The sequence below is a fragment of the Paraburkholderia sp. D1E genome (assembly GCF_052682275.1).
This window is the reverse complement of the sequence record NZ_JBQYMB010000001.1, coordinates 3117790-3141169: the sequence shown is the minus strand read 5'-3', so window position 1 is coordinate 3141169 and position 23380 is coordinate 3117790. Positions and strand designations below refer to the sequence as shown.

General features: G+C 61.4%; 22 protein-coding genes. 9 read left to right on the top strand and 13 right to left on the bottom strand.

The annotated features are described in order from the left end of the window. Nucleotides 1-109 precede the first annotated feature (109 nt). From ACUN0E_RS14160 to ACUN0E_RS14150, 3 genes are all read left to right on the top strand, one after another. A complete protein-coding gene (locus tag ACUN0E_RS14160) occupies nt 110-1456 on the top strand; it encodes an MFS transporter (protein WP_408224785.1) in 1347 nt (448 codons plus the stop codon). A gap of 90 nt (nt 1457-1546) precedes the next feature. After that, nucleotides 1547-2752, top strand: a complete 1206-nt coding sequence (locus tag ACUN0E_RS14155; RefSeq protein ID WP_445566990.1) for a M20 aminoacylase family protein — start codon at nt 1547-1549, stop codon at nt 2750-2752. A 249-nt stretch (nt 2753-3001) separates the two neighbouring features. Continuing rightward, entirely contained in the window at nt 3002-3634 is a 633-nt protein-coding gene (locus ACUN0E_RS14150) for a LysE family translocator (RefSeq protein WP_445566989.1), read from the top strand. Nucleotides 3635-3727: 93 nt separating this feature from the next. Here the strand turns inward: ACUN0E_RS14150 and ACUN0E_RS14145 are convergent, their stop codons facing one another. Continuing rightward, nucleotides 3728-4261 carry a GNAT family N-acetyltransferase gene (locus ACUN0E_RS14145; RefSeq protein ID WP_445566988.1) on the bottom strand — a complete coding sequence of 178 codons (534 nt, stop codon included), beginning with the start codon at nt 4259-4261 and terminating at the stop codon, nt 3728-3730. A gap of 12 nt (nt 4262-4273) precedes the next feature. Beyond that, nucleotides 4274-4846 (bottom strand): helix-turn-helix domain-containing protein, encoded by a 573-nt coding sequence (locus ACUN0E_RS14140; protein ID WP_445566987.1) that lies wholly within the window; start codon nt 4844-4846, stop codon nt 4274-4276. Between the two features lie 223 nt (nt 4847-5069). Between ACUN0E_RS14140 and ACUN0E_RS14135 the strand changes: the two genes are divergently transcribed. Beyond that, on the top strand, nt 5070-5774 hold the full coding sequence (locus ACUN0E_RS14135; protein ID WP_408336703.1) for a YceH family protein: 705 nt from the start codon (nt 5070-5072) through the stop codon (nt 5772-5774). 47 nt (nt 5775-5821) lie between these two features. Here the strand turns inward: ACUN0E_RS14135 and ACUN0E_RS14130 are convergent, their stop codons facing one another. The 3 genes from ACUN0E_RS14130 to ACUN0E_RS14120 all read right to left on the bottom strand — a co-directional run bounded on the left by ACUN0E_RS14130 (nt 5822) and on the right by ACUN0E_RS14120 (nt 8361). After that, the gene (locus ACUN0E_RS14130) at nt 5822-6619 is read right to left on the bottom strand and encodes a MipA/OmpV family protein (protein ID WP_445570437.1); all 798 of its coding nucleotides are present in this window, start codon (nt 6617-6619) and stop codon (nt 5822-5824) included. Nucleotides 6620-6699: 80 nt separating this feature from the next. Beyond that, complete coding sequence (locus ACUN0E_RS14125; protein WP_408393802.1) at nt 6700-7587, bottom strand: alpha/beta hydrolase; 888 nt, start codon at nt 7585-7587, stop codon at nt 6700-6702. 3 nt (nt 7588-7590) lie between these two features. Continuing rightward, complete coding sequence (locus tag ACUN0E_RS14120; protein WP_408224804.1) at nt 7591-8361, bottom strand: DUF4118 domain-containing protein; 771 nt, start codon at nt 8359-8361, stop codon at nt 7591-7593. A 397-nt stretch (nt 8362-8758) separates the two neighbouring features. On the opposite strand from ACUN0E_RS14120, the gene ACUN0E_RS14115 reads away from it, so the two are divergent. Next, entirely contained in the window at nt 8759-9487 is a 729-nt protein-coding gene (locus ACUN0E_RS14115) for a class I SAM-dependent methyltransferase (RefSeq protein WP_408484453.1), read from the top strand. Nucleotides 9488-9510: 23 nt separating this feature from the next. On the opposite strand, the gene ACUN0E_RS14110 is transcribed toward ACUN0E_RS14115, so the two are convergent. Together ACUN0E_RS14110 and ACUN0E_RS14105 are read right to left on the bottom strand one after the other, a co-directional pair. After that, nucleotides 9511-10029: an SLATT domain-containing protein gene (locus tag ACUN0E_RS14110; RefSeq protein WP_408224810.1), complete on the bottom strand. Its 519-nt coding sequence runs from the start codon at nt 10027-10029 to the stop codon at nt 9511-9513. Between the two features lie 102 nt (nt 10030-10131). Continuing rightward, on the bottom strand, nt 10132-11190 hold the full coding sequence (locus ACUN0E_RS14105; RefSeq protein ID WP_408225276.1) for an LLM class flavin-dependent oxidoreductase: 1059 nt from the start codon (nt 11188-11190) through the stop codon (nt 10132-10134). Between the two features lie 180 nt (nt 11191-11370). Between ACUN0E_RS14105 and ACUN0E_RS14100 the strand changes: the two genes are divergently transcribed. Beyond that, nucleotides 11371-12345, top strand: a complete 975-nt coding sequence (locus tag ACUN0E_RS14100) for an aliphatic sulfonate ABC transporter substrate-binding protein (protein WP_408224813.1) — start codon at nt 11371-11373, stop codon at nt 12343-12345. A 112-nt stretch (nt 12346-12457) separates the two neighbouring features. On the opposite strand, the gene ACUN0E_RS14095 is transcribed toward ACUN0E_RS14100, so the two are convergent. The 5 genes from ACUN0E_RS14095 to ACUN0E_RS14075 all read right to left on the bottom strand — a co-directional run bounded on the left by ACUN0E_RS14095 (nt 12458) and on the right by ACUN0E_RS14075 (nt 19134). After that, on the bottom strand, nt 12458-13801 hold the full coding sequence (locus ACUN0E_RS14095; protein WP_408224816.1) for an acyl-CoA dehydrogenase family protein: 1344 nt from the start codon (nt 13799-13801) through the stop codon (nt 12458-12460). Nucleotides 13802-14771: 970 nt separating this feature from the next. After that, nucleotides 14772-15677: an ABC transporter permease gene (locus ACUN0E_RS14090; protein WP_445566986.1), complete on the bottom strand. Its 906-nt coding sequence runs from the start codon at nt 15675-15677 to the stop codon at nt 14772-14774. A gap of 2 nt (nt 15678-15679) precedes the next feature. Beyond that, entirely contained in the window at nt 15680-16594 is a 915-nt protein-coding gene (locus ACUN0E_RS14085) for an ABC transporter permease (protein WP_408224822.1), read from the bottom strand. 105 nt (nt 16595-16699) lie between these two features. After that, nucleotides 16700-17995: an ABC transporter substrate-binding protein gene (locus ACUN0E_RS14080; RefSeq protein ID WP_445566985.1), complete on the bottom strand. Its 1296-nt coding sequence runs from the start codon at nt 17993-17995 to the stop codon at nt 16700-16702. Nucleotides 17996-18075: 80 nt separating this feature from the next. Beyond that, nucleotides 18076-19134 (bottom strand): ABC transporter ATP-binding protein, encoded by a 1059-nt coding sequence (locus tag ACUN0E_RS14075; protein WP_445566984.1) that lies wholly within the window; start codon nt 19132-19134, stop codon nt 18076-18078. A 319-nt stretch (nt 19135-19453) separates the two neighbouring features. Between ACUN0E_RS14075 and ACUN0E_RS14070 the strand changes: the two genes are divergently transcribed. From ACUN0E_RS14070 to ACUN0E_RS14060, 3 genes are read left to right on the top strand one after another with little or no spacing between them, the layout of a single operon-like run. Beyond that, entirely contained in the window at nt 19454-20419 is a 966-nt protein-coding gene (locus ACUN0E_RS14070) for a polysaccharide deacetylase family protein (RefSeq protein ID WP_445566983.1), read from the top strand. Between the two features lie 2 nt (nt 20420-20421). Next, the gene (locus tag ACUN0E_RS14065; protein ID WP_445566982.1) at nt 20422-21156 is read left to right on the top strand and encodes a GntR family transcriptional regulator; all 735 of its coding nucleotides are present in this window, start codon (nt 20422-20424) and stop codon (nt 21154-21156) included. A gap of 10 nt (nt 21157-21166) precedes the next feature. Then, complete coding sequence (locus ACUN0E_RS14060; RefSeq protein ID WP_445566981.1) at nt 21167-21757, top strand: flavin reductase family protein; 591 nt, start codon at nt 21167-21169, stop codon at nt 21755-21757. Nucleotides 21758-21790: 33 nt separating this feature from the next. On the opposite strand, the gene ggt is transcribed toward ACUN0E_RS14060, so the two are convergent. After that, a complete protein-coding gene (gene ggt, locus ACUN0E_RS14055) occupies nt 21791-23377 on the bottom strand; it encodes a gamma-glutamyltransferase (protein WP_445566980.1) in 1587 nt (528 codons plus the stop codon). Nucleotides 23378-23380 lie beyond the last annotated feature (3 nt).

Genomic DNA, 23380 nt, shown 5'->3' with positions numbered 1-23380 from the left:
ATAGCTATAAAAACAAACGATTTGCGCTCGGAAATTGACGACCGCACTGTTCGGTTGACGTCGGCCGCAAGGCGACGCAGCCCCTTCCACCGGAGTCATCGGAATCGTCATGGCAAATCTGCACACCTCGCTGCAACCCGCGTCAGTCGACGCGGTGTCTCAGGGGCCGGTTCAGGGGCTCGCTCCGTTGTCGGATCAGTCGTCCGCTCAGCCACGCGCCTCGAAGTTCGCGCTGATCGCCGCGACCACGCTGGGCAACGGGCTGGAGATGTTCGACTTCACGATCTACAGCTTCTTCGCGGTCCTGATCGGCAAGCTGTTTTTTCCGTCGCATACGGCTTTCGGCTCGCTGCTGATGGCGGTCGCCACCTTCGGCATTGGTTTCGTGATGCGGCCGCTGGGCGGCATCCTGATCGGTAACTACGCGGACCGGGCCGGTCGTAAAGCGGCGATGACGCTGACCATCGCGCTGATGGCGCTCGGCACGGCAATCATCGGCCTTGCGCCCACTTATGCGCAGATCGGCCTGTTCGCACCGCTCCTGATCGTGCTCGGCCGATTGCTGCAAGGCTTCTCGGCAGGCGGCGAGATCGGCGCGTCGACCACGTTGCTGATGGAGTCGGGCGTGCGGTCCACACGCGGTTTTCTGGTTGGCTGGCAACTGGCGAGCCAGGGTGCGGCGGCGCTGGTCGGCGCGCTGAGCGGTTTTCTGCTGTCGCATTTCCTCGCGCCTGCCGATCTGGAAAGCTGGGGCTGGCGCATTCCGTTCCTTTGCGGTTTGCTGATCGGCCCGGTCGGGATGTATATCCGCCGCGCGCTGGATGAAACGCACCATGCCACGGCGCGTGAAAGCAGCGCGTTTCGTGAGGTGATGGCGCGTCATCTGCGGCAAGTGTGCGTCGGTGTTCTCATGATGGTCGGCGGCACGGCATCGATGTACATCGTCGTGTTCTATATGCCGACCTATCTGATCCGCGTGCTGCATATGCCGCCGGGCACCGCGTTTCTATCGGGTTGCGTGGCGGGCGCGGTCTTGCTGATTGGTTCGCCGCTCGCAGGTCTGCTGTCGGATCGCCTGCCGCGTCGCAAGCCGCTGGTCGTCGGCGCCACACTGCTCGGCGCCGTGTTGATCTATCCGGCGTTCTGGCTGCTCAACCACACCGCGCAACTCGGCGTCGCGCTGACGGTGATCGCCGCGCTGGTTAGCTGTCTCGCGGCCGCTTCCAGCTCGGTTTTTCTCATTCTCATGGAAGGCTTTCCGAAACATGTGCGGGCCACGGGTTTTTCGATGGTGTACAGCATCGGCGTGTCGGTATTCGGCGGATTCGCGCAATTCATCGTGACGTGGCTCATCAGCACGACCGGCAATCCCATGTCGCCGGCCTGGTACATGGTCGCGTGCAGCGCGGTGTCGCTCGGCGCACTGGCGGCGTTGAAAGAGCGCCGCGCCGACTGAGCGCACCGGCCAGAGATTTCAATTAAATGCAGCGCAGCCCATCATCAGAGACGGCTGGCAGGACCACCAGAACTAACAGGAGAACATCGCATGCTTGAAGCACAAATCGTTGAAGCGGAACTGCAATCGGCCAAACTGATCAAGGACGTGGTCGCCGACGAACAGACCTTTGTCGATCTGCGCCGCCAGATTCACGCGCATCCGGAAACAGGCTTCGACGTCGTCAATACAGCGGAACTGGTGGCCGGCTTGCTGAAAGAGTGGGGCTACGACGTGCATACCGGCATCGGCGGCACGGGTGTGGTCGGGCAACTGAAACTGGGCAACGGCACGCGCAGGATCGGCATTCGCGCGGACATGGATGCCTTGCCGATTCACGAGCAGACGCATCTGCCCTACGCAAGCCGGATTCCTGGCAAGATGCACGCCTGCGGCCACGACGGCCACACCGCGATCCTGCTGGCCGCCGCAAGGCATCTGGCGACGAGCCGCGACTTCGACGGCACGCTCAACCTGATCTTCCAGCCCGACGAAGAAAACCTGTGCGGCGCGCGCCGCATGATTGAAGAGGGTCTGTTCGAGCGCTTTCCGTGCGACTCGGTCTACGCGCTGCACAACGGCCCGGGCATTCCGGTCGGTCAGTTCGTCGTGAAGACGGGCGGCGTGACGGCCGCCTCGGACGTCGCCACGGTCACGCTGACAGGCGTGGGCGGCCACGGCGCAATGCCGGACAAGGCACGCGATCCGATCGTCGCGGCCGGCTCGCTGATCATGGCGCTGCAGACTATTGTCTCGCGCAATCTGCCGGCCTCCGAAGTGGGCGTGGTGAGCATCGGCGGAATTCATGCGGGCGCGACCCACAACGTGATCCCCGAAACGGTGAAGCTTCTGCTGAACATGCGTTCGACCAACCCCGAGATGCGCGAGCGGATCGAAAAACGCGTGCATGAAATCGTCACGCTGCAGGCGCAAAGCTTCGGTGTGGAAGCCTCGATCGACTACAAACGCCTCGTGCCGGTGGTCGTCAATGCCGAGACGCCAACCGCGCTTGCGCGTGATGTGATCACCGATCTGGTCGGCGCCGAGAACGTGCTGACCGACACCAAAGGCATGATGGGCAGCGAAGACTTCGCATGGATGTCCGATGCGGTGCCGGGCTGCTACGTCGTGATCGGCAACGGCGTGGGCGAGTGGGGCGGTTGCATGGTGCACAACCCCAAGTACGATTTCAACGACCGCATCATCAGCCTCGGCGCGAGCTACTGGGTCAAACTCGTGGAGACGTATCTCAGCTGATCTCGCCTGGCCGTACCGCAGTGAATCGCGCGCCGTGATGCGGAGCACGGCGCGCGTCGCCCGCCAATCGCGACACCGCGTAAGCGGCGCAGCGAGCCGCGCGTGTAAGCGCAATCGCGATGTGCAATGAACCCCGTTCAACTGCGTATAGGGACTTTTCGTGTGTGGGTTTAAGGCCTGAATCGGCGACATCGGCTATATTTAGCGGCACTGCCCGACTTCGATTTTCAACTCACACAGGAGACCGCCGTGCCCGCTGTCACAACGATGCTCGCCTTCGCCCTGGTCTCGCTCGGCATGGTGCTCACGCCCGGCCCGAACATGATTTATCTGATCTCGCGATCGCTTTGCCAGGGGCGGCGGGCCGGGCTCGTGTCGCTCGGCGGCGTCGCGCTCGGCTACGTGTTCTACATGTTTTGCGCAGCGTTCGGCATCACCGCGCTTCTATTGACGGTGCCCTATGCGTACGACGCGTTGCGTTTCGGCGGCGCGCTTTATCTGCTGTATCTGGCATGGCAGGCGGTCAAGCCGGGTGGCCGCTCACCGTTCCAGGTGCGCGACCTGCCGCACGACAGCCGCCGCAAGCTGTTCACCATGGGCCTCGTCACCAACCTCGCCAATCCGAAGATCGCGGTGATGTATCTGTCGTTGCTGCCGCAATTCATTTCACCGGCGCACGGCAGCGTGCTCAGGCAGTCGATCGCGCTCGGCTGCGTGCAGATTGTTATCGCCGTCACGATCAACGCGCTGATTGCGAGCATGGCGGGTTCGATCGCCGGATTTCTCGCCGGCCGGCCGGTATGGCTGCTCGTGCAACGGTGGCTGATGGGCACCGTGCTCGCCGGTCTGGCTGTGCGGATCGCGTTCGATTCGCGCCGTTAAACCACGGCTTGAAGACTCGGCTGAGTCTGCACGACGGGCTGCCTGGTGGCGTATCGCTCATCTTGAGCGTGCGTCACGGGCGGCCAGTCAGCGTTACGCGCTGAGCGTCTTGTACATGATGGTGGTCGAATCAAGCCGCTCCTCCTGCGTGTCGCGGCAAAACTGCGGGATCACACCGGCCGTCTGATAACCCAGCGCGGCATAGAGCGGCTCCGCCTTGTCGCCCGTACGCGTATCGAGCGTCAGCAGGCTGCGTTGCAACTGCTGCGCACGGTGTTCCAGTTCCATCATCAGCGCTTTGGCGATGCCCTGGCGGCGAAACGCGAGGTGCACCAGCAGCTTGCGCACCTCCGCGCGATGACGCTGATTCGGCATCGTGTCGTAATCCAGTTGCACGGTTCCGGCGATTGATTCGCCGTGACGAGCGACGAACAGCACAAGCGCGCCCGCGCGCAGCGACGGCAGCACTTTGTCGCGCCAGAACGCCTCACTCTCTTCAACGCTATAGGGCAATACAAATCCGACACTGGCGCCGTCGTGGACGCAGGCACGCAGCAGCGCGCCGAGTTCGGGCAGATGACGCACGAGGTCGTCGGCGGAAAAGGTTGTGATGGCGGTGGCGCTCATGTTGGCTCGCACTCAGACGATGAAGAGGATGTAGCGCGCCGCGCTGTGCGCGGGCGTGACGAACGTGCTGGGGCCGAACAACTGATAGCGCACGCAGTCGCCGGGACGCAGATCGTGGCTTCGGCCGTCGACGGTGATCTGCAATTGCCCTTCGAGCAGGATCAGATGATGTTCGAGGCCCGCTCTCGGCGACGCGTCGTAAGTGATGCGTGCGCCGGCATCGAGTTCGCACTCCAGCGCCTCGCCGCTCAGCGCTTGAGCCGGCGGCGACACCGAGCGGCGCCGGAAGCCGACGCTCGCGTCGGTCCAGACCGCCTGCGCCTCGCGCGGCACCAGCGGCGCGAAGTCTTCTTCGACCATATGCATGAGGCGCGACATCGGCAAACCGTAGGCGACGCAAAGTTTGCCCAGCACGCTCGCCGTTGGGCTCACGGCAGCGTTTTCGAGGCGCGACAGGGTGGCGCGGCTGACGTTGCTGAGCTTCGCCAGATCGTCGAGCGACCAGTTGCGCTCGGCACGCAGCCCTCGCAGGCGCTGGGCGATGCGGCGGTCGATGGCGTTGTCGTCTGGGAGTGAATTTTCCATATCCGGGAAATTATCTCTAATATGGGAACATGTCAACAAAACAAAAATGCGCCGGGACGGATGCGGGCGCGTTTGGGATGCGCCTCGTCATTGCGGAGATTCGTACACCGCGAGCGGCTGGGGCGTTTATCATAGGGCCCACAAACTAAAACCTGCCGCCCGGCTGTGCAACGGTAAGGCACACCCTCCACGAGACCTGGCGGCGCATGCCGCGACTTCCTCTATGAACTCCACTCCCGACGCTGTTTCCCGTCCCTCCATCCGCGCTTTGACCTTGCTTGAAGGGCGCGTACTCGGCGTGCTCGTCGAAAAGCAGCACACGGTGCCGGACAGTTATCCACTTTCTCTGAACGCGCTGACCTTGGGCTGCAACCAGAAAACTGGCCGTGCGCCGGTGATAAATGCGACCGAGGCGGAGGTGCTGACTGCCGTCGACGGATTGAAGCGCCTGAGCCTGGTGATGGAGGGCAGCAGCAGCCGTGTGCCGCGTTTCGAGCACAACATGAACCGGGTGTTGGGATTGCCGAGTCAGTCGGCAGCGCTACTGACTACTCTGTTGCTGCGCGGCCCGCAAACTGCGGCTGAGCTGCGCTTGAACAGCGCGCGCTTGCATGGGTTCGCTGACATTTCGTCGGTGGAGGCGTTTCTCGATGAACTGGCCGACGGGGATCCCTCGCGGGTGGTGAAGCTGGCCCGGACACCGGGCGAGCGCGAAAATCGCTGGACGCATCTGCTATGCGGCGAAGTCAGCGCGAGTGAGCTGGCACCGCCCGGCGGGGAAGATGAGGTTGTGCCGCTGTCGGCGTTCGAGGCGTTGAAAGCCGAACAGAAGCGGCTCGCCGATGAACTGAGCCGGCTTCAGGTGGTGGTGCGGCGCATGGCCGGGGAGTTGGGAATCGAAGTTGAAGAGCTGGGCGCCGGAGACTGAAACGCTACTGGCTTTTTGTGCGCTAAGGGCGCGCAAAAAGCCAAAAACTAAAACTTGTAGTTCACCGAAGCGAGCGTATTCAGCTCGAACCTTTTTTCGGTAATCGGGCTATTCGCCGCGTCGTGCTCCAGTCGTCCGAAAGTAGCGGAAACCGAGCCATTCCAGTGCTTTGAAAAGTCGTAAGACACGATGGCGTTCATATGGATGTCCCGCACACCGGCACTGGTGCTATACGTGGGCAATCCCGAAGCCGAACTCTGCTGATCTGAGACGCCGAAAAACGTCCGCGTGTAAGTCCCGTTCGCCCAGGTGAACCCCGGGCCCACCGAGAACAACCAGCCGCCAACCGGTGCAGAAGCCACGAAATCCGTGCTGACCGTGGTCCCCTGGTGATGCCCGGCGATATCCTGGTACAGCGCCACCGAGCCGGTAAACGCCCACCACGTGTAGTCCGCGAACAGCTTCAGCTTGGGGCCGCCATACACGTTGCCAAGCCCATGCAGCCGCGGATCGTCAGACTCCTTGCGAGTCTGGAAATCGAAACTGAGAGCAGCGCCCACATGATAGGCGGGACTGCGCAGCACGTTGACGCCAAGCACGTCAGGGCCTTGCGAGAAAATCCGGTCGTCGTAAGAGATGTCCAGCGCAGGGAACGGGAATACCTTCAATTGTCGCGATCCCGGGTACGTGGGCGTGATCACCACGCCTGGGCCTACGCCAATTTTCCACTTGCTGTCGGTGGCCGCGTCCGCGCTTGCGTCGGTCGTCGCGGTCGAACTTGCATCGTCCGCATACGCAGCACGCGCTGTGCAAAGGCCCAGCGCAGCGGCGAGCAGCAGTGACATGTGTGCGGATTTGCCGAATCTGAATGGGGTGCGCAGCGGCACGCTCGCCGGTTTGCTGAATCTGGGCGTGGTATGCACCGTCACGCGCGCTCCTTGCCAAGCGCCGCGAGCTGCCTGAGGCGTCGCGCCAAAGCCTTCGAGACGACCTGTTGCTTGCCGCTGTCGTCGCCGCTGTGGGCGGCTTCGCTCTCGCGCAAAAATAGCGCGGTTTCGCGCGCGACGATTTCGCGTTCGTTGTCCGACGTAATCATGTGGTACGAATCATCCAGCCAGATTGTGCGTAAGAAGGCAGCGCCGATATTCGCGGCGACAAAGCGGGCATTGCGGGGGCTCGATGTCTCGTCGTCGATCGCGTGGACAATCAGACAATCGGTCTTGATGTCGCGCACCTGCGTACGCACGCTCGTGGCGAGGCGGCTCGCCTGGTGCAAGGCGGGCAATGAGATCGTGGACGGCCCGACTTCGCTGAAGTCGCTGCGCTGCATCGCACGGGCGATCTTCGCCCGGAGCGCTACGTTGCGCAGGCCGAACGGCGCTTCCTCGCGGTAGCGCCAGCGCTTGCGCAGTGGCGTGAAGTACGCCCAGTTGAGCAGGAAGCGATACCAGGGGATCGCCCAGCCGTCGTATGAGAGTGTCAGCGACAACAGCACGAGCGACTGCGCCCCGGGACGGCGATGCGCCAGCGCCAGCGCTAGCGCCGCGCCGATCGATAGCCCACAGATTGAGACACGTGCAAAGCGCGCGGCCAGCGCGTCGTACTCGCGCACGGCGGCCTCGAGCCATGCCTCCATCGCCGCTTCTTTCGAGCCTGCGCTGTAGCCCGGCAGGACCGGCGCGCAGGTGGTGAAGCCCTCGGCGTTCAGATAGCGGGCGAGAAAGCGTAATTCGAGCGGCGAACTCGACAGGCCGTGCAACATCAGTACGGCATGGTCGTCGCCGGGTAAGAAGAGACTCGTTGGTTGGCTCATGGATCAGACTCCGATCCGCAGCACGAGAAACTCGCCGGCATGAGTGGTGAACCGTTCGCACACGCACTCGGTCAACTTCGACACACCGTCGCCGCTTTTCAGGCGCACGCGGTGGCTCCCGGGCCACAGTGCTTTGCTGAGCCGTTGAATGTCTTCGGGATCGACATCGGCAAAGCGCGGGCCAGGCGCAATTTCGTTAGGCAGACGCGGTAACGCGCCTTGCGGTTTGAGGTCGTCGGCCGGTTGCAGCGCGTTGCGCTCGAGCGCCTGAATGAAAATAAAGGTCTTGTGATGATGCGAAAGATGGCGCAGCAGTCGATGCGTTTCATCGACGGCACGGCGCGCGAGCATGCGTTCGTTGTCGTGACGCAGCAGCATTTCATAGCGCGACTGCGCAACCGATGCGATCAGTTCCGCACGAAACTGCGAGCGGCGCAGGCGTTCGATCAGCATGATGACGAACAGCGTCACCAGCGGATAGGAAACCAGCAGGACCAGGTCGGCGCTATTGAATACCGTGATGGCTGCGTAGGGCGGGACGAACAGATAGTCGGCGATACCCAGGCCGAGCAGCATGACTGTGAGCGCCGGGGCCAGCCCGCAAAAATATTCGACCAGCGACGCCGCGATACAGAACGCGGTGCCCGGCATGATCGGCCCGATAAGCGGATGGAGCAACATGCGCACTCCGCTGGCGATCGCCAATGCGGCGGCCGCGCCCAGCCAGACGCGTGTTCCCCTTGGTGCCCAACGACGGGCGTTCTGGACTTCCATAATCTTTTTTTTAGGGAGCGATTATGCTTCCCGATTGAGTGTGGCAATGCGCTTTACAGCGCAGGTCGGACAATACCATAGTCGGGCAAAAGGAAAGACCCGGAAAGATGTGAATACTGGGAGCCCGGGTGGGGATACCGCATTTCAAATGACTGACGGAAAAACATGTTCAGGAATAGGGGTATTCTCACCAGCGCGTATTGTGCGGGCAGCGAGCTTAAATGACGCTTAAGCGACCTGAAGGATGGCCTGTGCAGGCTTTCAGCCGCCTTGCCAGGAGGCGTGGTCGAGCTGCCCGGCAAGCGAAATTGCAGGGAGTAAATGGCACGCCGTAAAGATTCTTCGCTTATACATCATGCCGCCGCGTTGCCTCAATTACAGTTAATGCTATTTACAAATGACACAGAACATTTACGACGACCCCGCATTTTTCAACAACTACAGCCAATTGGGTCGTTCGAAACAGGGCCTCGCAGGCGCCCCCGAATGGCCTGCGCTGCGGGCCATGCTGCCGGAGATGCGCGGCCTGGCCGTGGTCGACCTTGGCTGCGGCTATGGATGGTTCTGCCGATGGGCGCGCGAGGCGGGCGCCACCACGGTGCTCGGTCTCGACGTCTCGGAGAAAATGCTGGAGCGGGCACGATCGCCGTCGAACGATCCGGCCATGCGTTATGACCGAGCCGACCTCGAACATCTCGACTTGCCGCAGGCAGGCTTCGACCTTGTGTATAGCTCGCTCGCGTTTCACTACATCGAAAATTTGCGCGGCTTGCTCGACGTTGTGCACCGCGCGCTGGTGCCGGGCGGGCACCTCGTGTTCTCGATCGAGCATCCGGTTTTCATGGCGCCGCAGCAACCCTGCTGGTCGGTCGACGCAGACGGCCGCAAGCACTGGCCGCTCGACAGCTACCAACTGGAAGGGCCACGTGTCACGAACTGGCTCGCCGACGGTGTCATCAAGCAGCACCGCACCATCGGCACCTTGCTCAACCACCTGATCGGCGCGGGCTTCACCATTACCCATGTCGACGAGTGGGGGCCGACCGATGCCGATCTTGCCGCACGCCCTGAGCTGGCGGAAGAACGCGAGCGGCCAATGATGCTGCTCGTGTCCGCTACACGGTAGCTTTCAGATGAGCGGGGCGTCGCTCAGGCATCGCGGCTTCGTCGGGGTTCGTTGGACAGGGTTCGCTGGGTGCGATAAAAGACGCGCGGCGGCACGTTCGGGGAATCTTCAGCGAGCCGGTCGAGCTCGTCGCGGATCGCGGTGAGATAGTGGCCGTCGCGGGCATCGGCGTCACCGGCGAAGATCGCTTCGAGCCTGCGCCGTACCGCGCCATAGCGCGCACCCGCCGCGCGATGCTTTTCCGCACGCTCCGCGTATCGGAGGAAAGTTTGCAGCGCGGCGGAGACCGCGGCCGCCACGCTCACGAGGCCCAGGACGATCCTGAGTACCGGTGAGACGGTGGCCGAACTCAGCGACGCAAACACGGCCGTGCCCACAAAAGCGGTCAATACAGTGACCAGCCAGCCGACGCCGCGGTCACGCGCCGACAGGAGGTCGGCCATGTCGTAGTGGCTCATCTGGGATTCACGCGCGCGCCGGATCCACTTCAGCAGAAGCTGGTCTTCGTCGACCGGGGGCTCGTACGCAGTCAGGTTCTTCATGTCGCTCGTCGTGGCTAGTCAGTTTCGCAAGCGTAGCGCATGCGCTTGACGATACTGTGCCACACGAGGGCCCGGAACTGAACGCCGAGGAACCTGCCCGGCTCAATCGAGCAGGCGGCGTACGCGTGGAATCACTTCTTCGGCAAAAATGCGCATGTCGGTCTCGAACGGCTGGAATTGCAGCATGAACAACTCGATCCCGGCTCGGTGAAAGCCGGCAATCCGTTCTGCGACCGTGTCATAGCTGCCGACCAGTCCAGCCGCCGTGCCGCCGTTCGAGCCCACGCGCGGCGTTCGCGCGAAGGTCTGGAACATTACCGCCTTCGGGTCGATGTTCGACTTCTGTTGCTCACGTAATGGGGCATCTTTCGAGGCGAGCGCGAAGAGATGGTCAAGGTGCCGATCTGCGGCTTCATCCGTCTCGCGAGCGATGACGAATGCTGACAAACCGAAACGCAACGGCTCGTGCGCGGCGGGGCGCTTGCGGACCGATACATCCGCGATCAACGCCTTGACGTCGTCCAGCGGCTGGCCGTTGACGAACCACACGTCGCCCTTGTCGGCGACCAGTTCCCGCGCCGGTTCCGATTCACCGCCGACGTAGATGCGCGGACGGCTGCGAAACGGGTCCGCCGGGCGCAATAAATAGTCATCCACATTAAAATGCTCGCCGCGAAAACGCGTGCGCTCGCCGCGCAGCAAAGAATCGACCACCGTAATCCACTCGCGCCCATACGCGTAACGCGCGTCGTGTTCCGCAAAGCCGATGCCGGCGCGCTCCAGCTCAGGACGATTCCATGCGTTGACAAGATTGATCGCGAAACGCCCGCCGCTGATGTGTTCGATCTGCTGCGCCATCTTTGCCAGCACCACCGGGTGATACAGATACGGCTTGATTGCGGCGATGATCTCGATGCGTTCGGTCAGCGCCGCAAGCGCTGCCGATGCGGTCCACGCTTCGAGCTGATCGAAGTCGGGATTGTGCGGATTGATCGTGTGTTGCGCGACCAGCACGGAGTCATAACCGAGCCGCTCGGCTTCGAGAACGAGGGCCTTGTTTCGCGCCCATGACGCGTCGTACGGTTCATCGGGGTCCTGCAGCGCGGCACGGCTGCCGTGAACCAGCGCCCAGATGCCGAAGCGGGGAGGAAGTGTCGACATCATGCTGAAATCTCCGCGGGAAAGGCGTGTTCTTCAACTCGCATCAAACCTCGAATGATGAGCGATAGCGCCGCCGCGCGTTCCAATTTCTGCCCATATCGATCGATGAAATCGGTCTTAAGCCGTGCGCCGTTCTTTTATATATTCAGCGATTCCGCATACTCACATGGATCTCATTCGATGCACCTCGCTTTCTCCGGCTCCCGAAACCTGCGGCAATTCTGCGTGTGCCTGATGTTGATCGGCGGTGTGCTGTCATTCGGCACGGCACGCGCTAACGAAACGGTGTCGATCAGCTACCAGCGTTCGTCGACGCTCTTCATTCTGCTGAAGCGAACCGGCGCGCTGGAGAAGAAGCTCAACGCGCTCGGCTACGACGTGAGCTGGCATGAGTTTTCGACAGGCCTGTTGCAGTCGCTGAATGCGGGCAGCGTCGATTTGCATGCGGATGTGGCGGATGCCTTTGCGCTCTTTACGCAGGCCGCCAATGCACCGCTGACGTACTACGCCGAAGAAACCGCTGCGCCCACCGCTCAGGCGATCATCGTGCCGCCGGATTCGCCGGTTCACTCGGTGGCGGACCTGAAGGGCAAACGCGTGGCGGTTTCCAAAGGCTCAGGTTGCAACTTCCTGTTGCTGAGCGCTTTGGCTAAAGCGGGACTGACGATCAACGATATCCAGGTGCGTTATCTGGAGGCGCCCGACGCGCTCGCTGCCTTTCGCGGCGGCAACATCGACGCATGGGCCATCTGGGACCCGTTCCTCGCTGCCCAGCAACGTGAGGCGCATGTTCGCGTGATTGCGGACGGCAGCGGCGGTGTCGCTCAATACAACCGTTTTTACACGGCGACAACAGCCTTTGCCGACAAGCATCCGGACGTGTTGCGCGTCGTATTCGACGAATTGAACACGACGGGCAAGTGGGTCAAGGCACATCCACAGGAAGCGGCGCAGATTCTCGGCCCGATGTGGGGCAATATTCCTGGACCGACGGTGGAGTTGGCCAATAGCCGCCGCAGCTACGACATCGTGCCCGTGAAACGCGATCAGTTAGCCGAACAGCAGCGCATCGCTGACACGTATCGTGCGGCCGGGCTTATTCCCGCCACCTTGAAAGCGACGGACATCAGGATCTGGACGCCATCCGCGAAGTAATTCGGGGAAGCCGTTGATTCTGTCATCGGTCCGGTTCCGGGCCCGGTGACAAATAAACAATTAAGGCCGCGCACGCGGCCTTAATTGTTTGAGCGCGTGCTTGACGTGTTTTTTAAAGCTGGGCAGGTACCGTGGATGCTTCCAGATTCCGCGCCACACCGAACCTTTCGTTATGCGCGTTCCCATTCAGATAGAAGTCGCCGATAGCGGCTTCGCGGATGATTGCCGGATTGTGCGACGCCAGTACCCGCGCATTGCGCCAGTAGCGATCGAAGCGGCGCGTCTCGCTAGTTGCCGATGCGCCCCCCACTTCGAACAGCAGCGTGGCCGCTTGCAGCGTTTGCTCGATGACGATCTGTTGCGCCTGGAAAGTCTGGATATCCAGATGGATGTAGGTTTGTTCGCCGCTCCGGCCTTCCTGTCGGGCCACTGACACGTCATCGATCGCGCGGGCAAGCGAAGCGCTGATGCTCTGCGTCGAGTAAGCGAGGCTCGCGAGACGGCCGACTACGCGATGCACCAGCGGATTGTCGCGCGGACTCGATTCTCCTGGGATACCGAAGGTTCGGGTTTTAGCTTGCGTGAACGCCACCGCATCGCGCAGCGCCGCACGGCTGATACCGGCCAGGTTCGCGACGTGCAGCGCCTGATAGTAGGCAGTGAGCAGACTGTTACGGCGTGGTTCGGTGGCGTTATAGCGGCGGTACAGATTGTCGGGCGAGACCGGCACATGCTCGAAGCGCGCCGTGCCGCTGCCGGTAAGACGCTGCCCGAAGCCATCCCAATCGTCGATCCGGGCGAGACCTGGTGTATCGCTCCTGACGAGCACGCGCACGTCGCTTTGCCCGTCGTGTGCGGTGACGTCGACCCAGTCGGCGTAGAGCGTGCCCGTGGTGTAGTACTTCTCGCCATCGAGATGCCACGCGCCATTGGTTTGCGTGAGGCGCACGCTGTTTTGAGTGATGCCGGTACGCTCGGACACGGCGCCGCCGATGATCTGGCCTTGGGCGATACGCGTGAGCCATCGGTCGCGCAGCGGTTCATCGTCATTTTCCAGCAGCGATTCGATAAAGCCACCGTGCACACGCAGGATTTGCGGAAGGTTCGAGTCTGCTTCACCAAGACGCGTGACCAGGGCGAAGAACTCCGTGAGCGAAATGCCGTCGCCGCCATAGCGCTTCGGTACGCGCAGTCGGGTGTAGCCGGCTTCGCGTAACCATTCCACGGGCGCGTAGGCCAACTCCCGATTTTGTTCCCGTTCTACCGCACCTTCGGCGATACGTGCGAATACGGGCGCGAAACGGCGGGTGAGGGCGTCTTCGCCGAAAGGCTGGGCGGCGTCTGCGGTTGTGTGATTCGGGTTTGATTCGAATGCTGACATGAGTTCTCCAAAGCAGGGAGGCGCGCCGGGCGCAGTCTGAGAACGGTACGGGAGGGATGGGGGGCTAGCAACCAAGTATTTGGTTGATTCTTAGAAGGTGTAGTGAAATGGTTCTTTTTTGCCTGCGCGGCGCTTGTTGTTTGTGTGTCTGAGGGGGTGGTTTTTTGTTGACCTGGGTTTTTTGGGCGCTGCCTTGTCTTGAATTGGTAGTGGTTTTTTAGCGTTTGCCTCTGTGGTTGATATGGCTGCTTTGGCCTTTCCTTGAATTCTTATTGGATTATTAGCGTCGCCCCTGTGCGGGGCAGGCACCTACTTTTCTTTGCATGCCGCAAAGAAAAGTAGGCAAAAGAAAGCGGCTCAAACCGCTAATTTTTAAGCGGGGCCCTCGCACAGTCGCGGTAGTGGTGCATCTGGAATCTGTGCTCTCGCACACTCCACCACAGTGACAAAGCCGTCATACTTCCGGCGGCGCTGCGCGCGCCGACGCGTACTTCATAAAACCACCCGCTGCGTTTTGACGCTCACGTTTTGCACGGAACTGCAGTTTGTCATTGCCTAACCGACAGCGACAGCCATTGCGACACCCCGGTATTTAGTTCGAAGTGGGGGGTATGATTGCAGAGACGGTTCGCCGAGGGCGAAGCCGGCGGTCCTCATTGCACGTGAACGAAGCCATTGGTTTGCATGATGAATTCATCCGGCGAGCACGCAGGGCGAGACGGGAAGTATGACGGCCTTGTCACTCACGCGGATTGTGCGGGGGCACGGATTCCAGATGCACCACTATCCCCTCCGAGCCAGGGGACCCGCTTATAATCTAGCGGTTTGAGCCGCTTTCTTTTGCCTACTTTTCTTTGCGGCAGGCAAAGAAAAGTAGGTGCCTGCCCCGCACAGGGGCGACGCTAATAAACCAATAAGAATTCAAGGAAAGGCCAAAGCAGTCAGATCAACGAAAGGGGCGAACGCCAACAATCCAACAAGAAAACAAGGAAAGACCAAAGAACCCAGACCAACGAAAACCCACCGCCAAAGGCAAAAAAACCCCTCACCCCTTTCCTCCCGAAACCCGCCTCCGCCCCAACCCCCGCACCGCGAACAAACAAAAAACCACAACAGCAAGCGACAAAACCGTAGTCATCGTCCCCAGCGCATAAATCACCGGCGTAGTCACTGACGTAGTCAGTCCCTGCAACTCAAGCGGCAAAGTATTCTGATCCCCGATCGCCTGCGAGGTACGAGCAATCTCGTCCCATGAAAGCGTGAACCCGAACATGGCGACGCCGACCACGGAAGGTCCAATAATAGGCAGAACGACATGCCGGAAACTCTGCCACGGCGTGGCGCCCAGATCCCGCGAAGCCTCTTCATAAGCAGGATTGAAGCGATTGAAAACCGCAAACATCACGAGCAAACCAAACGGCAACGTCCACGTCAAATGCGCGCCCAGCGCCGACGTGAACAAGCCCATCGACGTCGTATAAGTATCGGCAAAAGACGGATCCCCCCACGCGGAAGCGAGATACTTCACCCCGTTATCGAGCAACCGGAACGTCAACCCGATGCCAAGCGAAACGATAATGGACGGCATGATCAGACTGGCAACCGACACATAAAACACCGCCGTATCCCCGCGAAACCGCCGGCGAAACGCCAACCCCGCCGCCACGGAGAACAGAACGGTCAGAACAGTGACCGCCAGCGCGAGCCGCACGGAACGGCCGAATGCGCCCCAGATATCGACATCGCCCACGCCGTCTCGCAGCACGGCAAACCAATGCAGCGACACACCGCGCATCGGAAACGTCAATCCGCCCTCGGGCCCCTGAAATGAAAGAATAAAAATCGTAATCACCGGTCCGTATAAAAACAGGACGAACAGGCCGAACAACAGCGCAAGCCAGTAAAAGCTGGCCGGCCGATGCTCCCGATATTTGAAACGAATGGTCTGCATCGTCACAGCTCCTTGCGGATGTCGACCACCCGTGTCAAACCCCACACGATCATCAACACCACAGCCAGCAGAATGATCGCGTTGGCGGCTGCGGCGGGAAACTGCAGGTAGCCGGTCTGCACCTGAATGATCTTGCCGACCGATGCGATCTGCTGGCCGCCCATCACGCCTACGGTCAGGAAATCGCCCATCACGATCGTGATGACGAAGATCGAGCCGATTACGATGCCGGTCTTCGACAGCGGCAACACCACGTCGCGAATCACCTGCCAGCCACTCGCGCCGGCATCGCGCGCCGCTTCGAGCAATGAGCGGTCGATGCGCATCATCGCGTTGAAAATCGGCACGATCATGAAGAACGTGTAGAGATGCACAAACGCCAGTACGACCGAGAAGTTCGAGTACAGCAACCACTCGAGCGGCTGATCGATGAGATGCACGCCCAGCAGCGCCTGATTGACGAGGCCGTTACGGCCGAGCAGCGGCATCCACGAGATCATCCGGATAACGTTCGAGGTCCAGAAGGGAATTGTGCAGACGAGGAACAGTATGGTCTGCATGCTCGTTGTACGCACATGGAAAGACAGGAAGTAGGCGATCGAAAAACCCAGCAGCAAGGTTACGGCCCACACGATGGCGCAGAACTTGAGCGTCGACCAATACGTCTTGAAGGTCACGCAGACGTCCGTCATCGACGAACAGCCATTAAAAATCGCCGCGTAGTTTTTCAGCGTGAAGGCCGGGATGATCTGGTATTCGTTGAAGTCCCAGAAACTGACAATCAACGTGATGACCAGCGGCACGATGAAAAACAGCAGGAACGTCAGCGAAAGCGGCGTGGCCTGCAGCCATGCCGGCACGCGCCGGTGTTTGACGGGTTCGTCCTGCGCGTGAGAGGGAAGCTCGATCGTTGCCATGGGCGGATATCTGTGGAAACACAGCGCTACGGAAGGAGCGCGTCATCGAAAAGCCGCCGGCGTGTCGTGCGCCGGCAGCCTCTCATGCAACTGCATCGATCAGGATCAGGCCGCGATGAACTCGTTCCACTTCTGAACCATGTAGATGTTCTCGTCCATCACCGCATTCCAGCAGGCAATCGCACTCATGCGCTGGGTGTAGGAGCCGCCATCGCGCACGGTGCCTGCTTTCTCGAGCAACTGGCCGTCGGGCGCCTTGATGTCCTGCGCGGCAGCCTTGCCTTCGATCCAGTAGTCCCATTCGTAAGGCTGCATGTGCGTTTTCGCGGTCTCGAGCACGCCCGGGTAATAGCCCTGACGCATCAGATAGGCGCCCGCCCAGCCGTCCTGGAACCAGTTGACGAACTCGTACGCAGCGTCGAGCTTCTTGCCCTGCAGCGAGCGCGGAAAGCCGAAACCCGACGCCCACGAGCGATAGCCTTCCTTGAGCGGCTGGAATTTACACGCAATGCCCATGGTGCGCACTTTGGTTACGGCCGGTGACCACATCGACTGGATCACCACCTCGCCGGAAGCCATCAGGTTCACGCTTTCGTTGAAGTCCTTCCAGAACGCACGGAATTGGCCGGCACGCTTGGCTTCGATCAGGATCTTGATGGTCTGGTCGATCTCGGCCTTGGTCATGTTGCCTTTGTCGCCGTACTTCATGTGACCCATCGCCTCGATCGCCATTGCCGAATCCATGATGCCGATCGCGGGAATGTTCAACAGTGCAGCCTTGCCCTTGAATTGTGGATTGAGCAGTTCGGCCCAACTGTCGATCGGGCGTTTGATGAGGTCCGGACGAATGCCGAGCGTGTCCGCGTTGTACGTGGTCGGAATCAGCGTCATCCATTCGGTCGGTGTCGCTGAGAATTCGGTGGAGCGCGGGCCGGTCAGGAACATGACTTTCTTCGGCGCGGTGCCCTGATCGCCGATCTTCTTGCCGTTCACTTCGCCACGCGTCAGCACCGGCGTGATCTTGTCGGCGAGCTTGATGCGTTTCGCGTCCATGCCCGCGAGCGTGCCGGCTGGAATCAGTTTCTTGAGCGCGAAGTATTCGGTGTCGACAATGTCGAACGAGTTGGGCTGCGTGATGATGCGCTTGGCCACATCGTCGGTCGTCACGGGCACGTATTGGATATCGATGCCCGTGTCTTCCTTGAATTTCTTCGCGATGTCGGCGCTCTGATTCACCGCCGTGCCGAGGTAGCGCAAGGTGATCTTCTCCTGCGCATGGACGTACGGAAAACCGGCAATACCGGCCGCCGCCACGGCGCCCTTGATGAACGTGCGGCGCGACAGGCCTTTTTCCGTCAGGTCGGATGCGGCCGCTGCCGGGCTTTCGTTCGCTTCACTCATTGCTTTCTCCTCAGTTGACGTTCGGTTTTCTCGTTCAGACGTTCTCTTCGCTGCCGTGTCACGTAATGCCGCGCACAGGCTCAGGCCGCCAGCGGATGCGCGTCCTGCTCGTTCCACCAGACCACCACGCGCGCGTCGGGGCCGAGCCGGGCCGGGTCGTAGTCGCTGTCGCTTACCAGCGAGATCAGTTCAGGCGAGCCGTCGAGCGGATCGAGCGTCATACGCAAATGGGTGCCCTGGTATTCCGCTTCGCGCACCTTGCAAGGGACGCCGCCGATCCGGGTCAGGCCGCTTTCGCCGGTTGCCGTCTGGACGGGCGTGACGCCGTGCGGCACCACCCGCAGATGATCGGCGCGCACGGTAAACGATCGGCCGTTCGCGTTGAATACGTTGTGACCGCCGAGGAAACGCGCGACGAATTCGGTGCGCGGACGGTTGAATACTTCGTGCGGTGTGCCGCTTTGTTCGATCCGCCCATGACTCATCACGACCACCAGATCGGCTAGCGCCATCGCCTCTTCCTGCGAATGCGTGACATGCACGAACGTAATGCCGAGTTCTTTCTGCCAGCGCTTGAGTTCCGCACGCATCTGCACGCGCAGGAAGGGGTCGAGCGCGGACAGCGGTTCGTCGAGCAATAGACAGCCTGGTTGATTCAGCAACGCGCGAGCAAGCGCGACACGTTGCTGCTGGCCACCTGACAACTGTGCGGGTTTGCGTTCGGCATAGGCGGACATCGCGACCAGTTCCAGCAGTTCGCCGGCGCGCTTGCGGCGCACATCCTTCGCGATGCCGCGCATCTTCAGGCTGAACGCGACGTTATCGAGTGCGCTCAGATGCGGGAACAGCGCGTAGTTCTGAAACACCATCGCCGTGCCGCGAGCGGCGGGTTCCGCGCGCGTCACGTTGCGACCCGCGATCAGAATGTCACCTTCGGTGACCGATTCATGCCCGGCAATCATGCGCAAAGTCGAGGTCTTGCCGCATCCCGACGGCCCGAGCAGGCAGCAGTACTGACCGCCGGCAATGCGCAGATCGATGGCGTCGACGGCAAGCGAGTCGCCGTATTGCTTGGACACGTGCACCAGTTCGATATCGGCGGCTTTGGTTTCGAGCACCGTTGAAGCAGACTGAATCATGAAGTGGACGTCCTCGTGAACGGGCGAAGAGCAGACACACGCTAAAACACGCGCGTTGCCTTGTGCGAGACCATGCAAATGCAAGACATGTGCCATCCGCCGTATCGCGACGCTCGCCGATCGCAAACGCGCCGGTGTACTTAACGTCGACGAGTTGGCTCACATATTGCAAACGATCCGTAGCATCGATCGTCAGCGATCAAAGAGATTTTTTTGCGCAATCGCGGTGCGTCTTCGGTCCGTCCCGGGGCATGATCCGGCCCAACCCGGTTCATCCGGAACGCCACGCACCGCTTTTCGTCACTCACGGCGTCTTTACATGAACGACACACGGAACATGCCCGCAGCAGAGAATCGCGCCCGTCAATCGATCACCACGCATGGCCGCTTCGCGTATCGCCCGATCACGGACAGCGACGCCTTCCGCTGGCCCGGCGATAGCGGGCTCGCGGTCTACCTCGGCTTCAACATCGAGCACTTCGCCTTCGGCGAGGGACTCGGCGCCGCGCTCGGCCCGACCTCACCGCAACCCGACGTGCTGAACCATAGCTGGCGCGAATACGGTAACCGCGTGGGCGCGTGGCGCTGCATCGAACTGTTCGATCAGCTGGAAATGCCTGTGGGCACGCTCATCAATACCGCGCTCTACGACCATTGCCCGGAACTGATCGCGGCCTGCGTGGCGCGCGGCGACGAACTGATCGGCCACGGGCACACGAATGCGCATCGGCAAAGCGACCTGGACGAAACCGGCGAACGCGAGCTGCTTCTGCATTGTCGCGACCGTATCGCCGAAACGTCCGGCACGGCGCCGGCGGGCTGGCTCTCGCCCTGGATTTCCGAATCGCACCTGACGCCCGATCTGCTGGCTGAGACCGGTTATCGCTACACGCTGAACTGGTGTCACGACGATCGCCCGGTACGCATGGCCACACGGGGCGACCCGCTATGGTCGATTCCGTACCCGCAGGAACTCAACGATCTGCCGATGATGGTGGGCCGTCATATGGACGGACGCGCGTTCGCCGACATGATCGTCGATCAGTTCGACGAGATGCTCGAACAGGCCAATCGCGGCACGCAGCCTCAGGCGCTCGTGATGGGCATCGCGCTCCATCCTTATCTGGTGGGGCAGCCCTACAGACTGCGGCATTTGCGCCGTGCGCTCGACCATATCGCCACGGCACGCGCGAAAGGCGATGTGTGGATGGCGACACCGGGCGCGATCGCACGTCATATGGACGAACTGGAGCGGGACGGCATGCTGCGCCCTGAGGTTGCATGAGCATGAGCCCGAAAACCGGTGCGGCCAACACCAGAAAAACGCCGAAGGAAGAAGCGGACGTCGACGCGCGCCTCTATCAGTCGATCTTCGACGGTGTGTTGAATCATCGTTTGACGCCCGGCACGAAGCTGCCGGAACCCGAGTTGTGTCAACTGTTCGGCGTGGGCCGCGCGGTCGTGCGGCGGGTGCTGGAAAAGCTCGCCTACGACGGCATTGTCGTGCTGCGGCCGAACAAGGGCGCGGTGATCGCGGAGCCAACGCCGGAAGAGACGCGCGAAATTTTCGAGGCGCGGCGCTCTGTCGAGCGCATGCTGGTCGAGCTTGCCGTGCAGCGAGCGAGCGCAAAAGACATCAAGGCCTTGCGCCAACAGCTGGCGAACGAGCACGAGGCGATGCATCGCTTCGACCAGCCTTCGTGGGCCACGCTCGCCAGCAGTTTTCATATGCGCATCGCCGCGCTCGCCGGCAACTCGATTCTGCAAAACTATCTGAAGGAACTGGTTTCGCGCTGCTCGCTTATTGTCGGTGTATACGAACCGCCAGGACATGCGCCGTGCGAGCACGCGGAGCATGCGACGATTGTCGATTGCATCGAGGCGCGCGATGCCGCAGGTGCAATGGCCCACATGGAAGCGCATCTTCGCGATATCGAAGAGCGGATCGAAACGTCGCGGATGCGCGGCGAGAAAAGCCTCGGCCAGTTGCTCGGCATCACCGGTTACGCTACTCAAACCTAGGCCCCCACACATGGAAATCGACTTCGAAGCGATCACCGAGTACCAGCGCTACAAACTGATGGCGAGCCTGATCGTGCCGCGTCCGATCGCGCTCGTGACCACACTCGGTGCGGACGGCACGATCAATGCCGCACCGTTTTCAATGTTCAACATGCTCGGAGAAGAACCGCCGATCGTGATGATCAGTATCAATCGCGTCGGTGACGGCACGCTCAAGGACACGGCGGTGAACATCGTGCGAACGGGTGAGTTTGTCGTGCATCTCGCCGACGAGGCGATCGCGGAGAAGATGCATCGTTGCGGTGAGCGTTTGCCGCCGAATGTGAGCGAACTCGTGGAGGTCGGCTTGACGCCGGTGCCGAGTACGCACGTCGCGCCGCCGCGTATCGCCGAAGCGCCGGTGGCGTTCGAATGCACAACGTGGGAGACGCTGGAGACGACCAGCCGGCAGATTTTCATCGGCCGTGTGCATCGGCTGCATGCTCGCGACGAGTTGATCGACACCGAGACCTGGCGCGTGCGGCTGCAGCATTACTTTCCGGTGGGCCGCTTCGGTGCGAGCGATTACGTGACGACGCGCGACCGCTTTACGCTCGGCTGACGTGGGTCGCATAGCTAACATGCTTTGGCTCCGTCAGACCCCAAGCGCACGGCCGTCGCTGCGCGGATCGTGAGCGCCTGAAGCCGAACCATCCGCCTCGATGCGGATCACCCCAGGATGCCCCGCTAGAGGACTCTGCGCCGGGATGGCGCTCACTTCATGCCCACGCTCAGCAAGTGCCGTGAACACGTCGGCGCCGACGTCTTGCTCGAGCTTCAAGGCATCGCGCGTATCGGAGAAGGTCTTGCCCAGCAGAAAGCGCGGACGGGCGAGCGCAGTGAGCGGGTCCATCCCGTAGTCGATCAGGCGCGTGAGTATCGCGGCCAGCGTTTGCGGCTGACCGTCCGCGCCTTGCGTGCCGAACAGCAGGTGTGGCCGGCCATCCTTCAGATACATGCCGGGGTTGAGCGTATGGAACGGCCGCTTACCCGGCTGCACCGCATTGTGATGCATGGGATTCGTGCTGAACGACGCGCCGCGGTTGTGCCACAGAATGCCCGTATCGCCCGCCACCACGCCGCTCCCCCAGTCGAAGTAAACCGTTTGCAGAACACTGGCGCTGCGGCCCTCGCTATCCGTCGCGCCGATAAACACCGTGTCGCCCGGGCGGAACACGTGGGGCCATGCACGCGCTTCACGCAGATTGATCGAGCGTGCATGCGAATCGAGCGCAACGGGCGACAGCATGTCGTCGACCGGCACGTTGTTGAACTCAGGATCGGACACGAAGCGGTCGCGATCCAGGAACGCGCATTTCACGGCCTCCACCAGCAAGTGGTAGTAATCGGCGCTGCCTTCTGCAATCTGCGCAACATCGAATCGATCGAGGATGCCCATGATCTGCAGTGTCGTCACCCCTTGCGTCGGCGGTCGCATACTGACCAGCTCGCCGCCACGATAAGCAACACGTAACGGCATTTCATCGCGCGCTTGCGTTCGCGCCAGATCGCTCGACGTCAGCGGCGAGCCGGCTTCGTGCAAACCGCGCGCAATTCGCTCTGCAAGCTCGCCTTCATAGAATTCGTACGCGCCGAAGCGGGCAATCCGCTCGATGCTCTTTGCCAGCGCGGGCTGCACGAAGCGTTCAGCGATAGCAGGAATACGGCCCTGCGGCGCGAAAGTCGCTGCAAAACCGGGCAACGAACGCAATTCATTCGCGCGAAGCGATTGCCAGAAATGCTGCGAAGGCGTGACCGGAAATCCATCCGATGCATATTCAAGCGCGCGATCAAACAGCGATGCCCATGATTGCCGGCCACCCCACGATGTCTGGCTGATTTTATAAGCCTGATTCCACGTATCGACGGTCGCGGCCGTGGTGATCGCAGACGCTGCCCCGCGCAAAGGAATCGCGCCGCTGAACGCCGGCAGTTGCGCCGCGGCCTGGCCGATGCCTGATACCGTGCGCAACATTCCTTGCCGATCGCCAATCACCCAGAAAGCGTCACCGCCGAGTCCCGTGAAATGCGGATACGTCACGCACAGCGCCGCACCGATGGCGATCGCGGCTTCGATCGCGTTGCCGCCCGCGCGCAATACGTCGAGGCCCGCGGCGCTGGCCATCGCGTGCGGGCTGGTAACCATGCCGCCGGTGCTGCTGGCGAGTTTCAGATTGTGCATCGA

What these genes read in the sequence shown, in the direction of transcription:
- ACUN0E_RS14160 (WP_408224785.1), top strand. Translation starts at nt 110, where the DNA reads ATGGCAAATCTGCACACCTCGCTGCAACCCGCGTCAGTCGACGCGGTG.
- ACUN0E_RS14155 (WP_445566990.1), top strand. Translation starts at nt 1,547, where the DNA reads ATGCTTGAAGCACAAATCGTTGAAGCGGAACTGCAATCGGCCAAACTG.
- ACUN0E_RS14145 (WP_445566988.1), bottom strand. Translation starts at nt 4,261, where the DNA reads ATGAGCGCCACCGCCATCACAACCTTTTCCGCCGACGACCTCGTGCGT.
- ACUN0E_RS14140 (WP_445566987.1), bottom strand. Translation starts at nt 4,846, where the DNA reads ATGGAAAATTCACTCCCAGACGACAACGCCATCGACCGCCGCATCGCC.
- ACUN0E_RS14135 (WP_408336703.1), top strand. Translation starts at nt 5,070, where the DNA reads ATGAACTCCACTCCCGACGCTGTTTCCCGTCCCTCCATCCGCGCTTTG.
- ACUN0E_RS14130 (WP_445570437.1), bottom strand. Translation starts at nt 6,619, where the DNA reads ATGTCACTGCTGCTCGCCGCTGCGCTGGGCCTTTGCACAGCGCGTGCT.
- ACUN0E_RS14125 (WP_408393802.1), bottom strand. Translation starts at nt 7,587, where the DNA reads ATGAGCCAACCAACGAGTCTCTTCTTACCCGGCGACGACCATGCCGTA.
- ACUN0E_RS14120 (WP_408224804.1), bottom strand. Translation starts at nt 8,361, where the DNA reads ATGGAAGTCCAGAACGCCCGTCGTTGGGCACCAAGGGGAACACGCGTC.
- ACUN0E_RS14115 (WP_408484453.1), top strand. Translation starts at nt 8,759, where the DNA reads ATGACACAGAACATTTACGACGACCCCGCATTTTTCAACAACTACAGC.
- ACUN0E_RS14110 (WP_408224810.1), bottom strand. Translation starts at nt 10,029, where the DNA reads ATGAAGAACCTGACTGCGTACGAGCCCCCGGTCGACGAAGACCAGCTT.
- ACUN0E_RS14105 (WP_408225276.1), bottom strand. Translation starts at nt 11,190, where the DNA reads ATGTCGACACTTCCTCCCCGCTTCGGCATCTGGGCGCTGGTTCACGGC.
- ACUN0E_RS14100 (WP_408224813.1), top strand. Translation starts at nt 11,371, where the DNA reads ATGCACCTCGCTTTCTCCGGCTCCCGAAACCTGCGGCAATTCTGCGTG.
- ACUN0E_RS14090 (WP_445566986.1), bottom strand. Translation starts at nt 15,677, where the DNA reads ATGCAGACCATTCGTTTCAAATATCGGGAGCATCGGCCGGCCAGCTTT.
- ACUN0E_RS14085 (WP_408224822.1), bottom strand. Translation starts at nt 16,594, where the DNA reads ATGGCAACGATCGAGCTTCCCTCTCACGCGCAGGACGAACCCGTCAAA.
- ACUN0E_RS14080 (WP_445566985.1), bottom strand. Translation starts at nt 17,995, where the DNA reads ATGAGTGAAGCGAACGAAAGCCCGGCAGCGGCCGCATCCGACCTGACG.
- ACUN0E_RS14075 (WP_445566984.1), bottom strand. Translation starts at nt 19,134, where the DNA reads ATGATTCAGTCTGCTTCAACGGTGCTCGAAACCAAAGCCGCCGATATC.
- ACUN0E_RS14070 (WP_445566983.1), top strand. Translation starts at nt 19,454, where the DNA reads ATGAACGACACACGGAACATGCCCGCAGCAGAGAATCGCGCCCGTCAA.
- ACUN0E_RS14065 (WP_445566982.1), top strand. Translation starts at nt 20,422, where the DNA reads ATGAGCCCGAAAACCGGTGCGGCCAACACCAGAAAAACGCCGAAGGAA.
- ACUN0E_RS14060 (WP_445566981.1), top strand. Translation starts at nt 21,167, where the DNA reads ATGGAAATCGACTTCGAAGCGATCACCGAGTACCAGCGCTACAAACTG.
- ggt (WP_445566980.1), bottom strand. Translation starts at nt 23,377, where the DNA reads ATGCACAATCTGAAACTCGCCAGCAGCACCGGCGGCATGGTTACCAGC.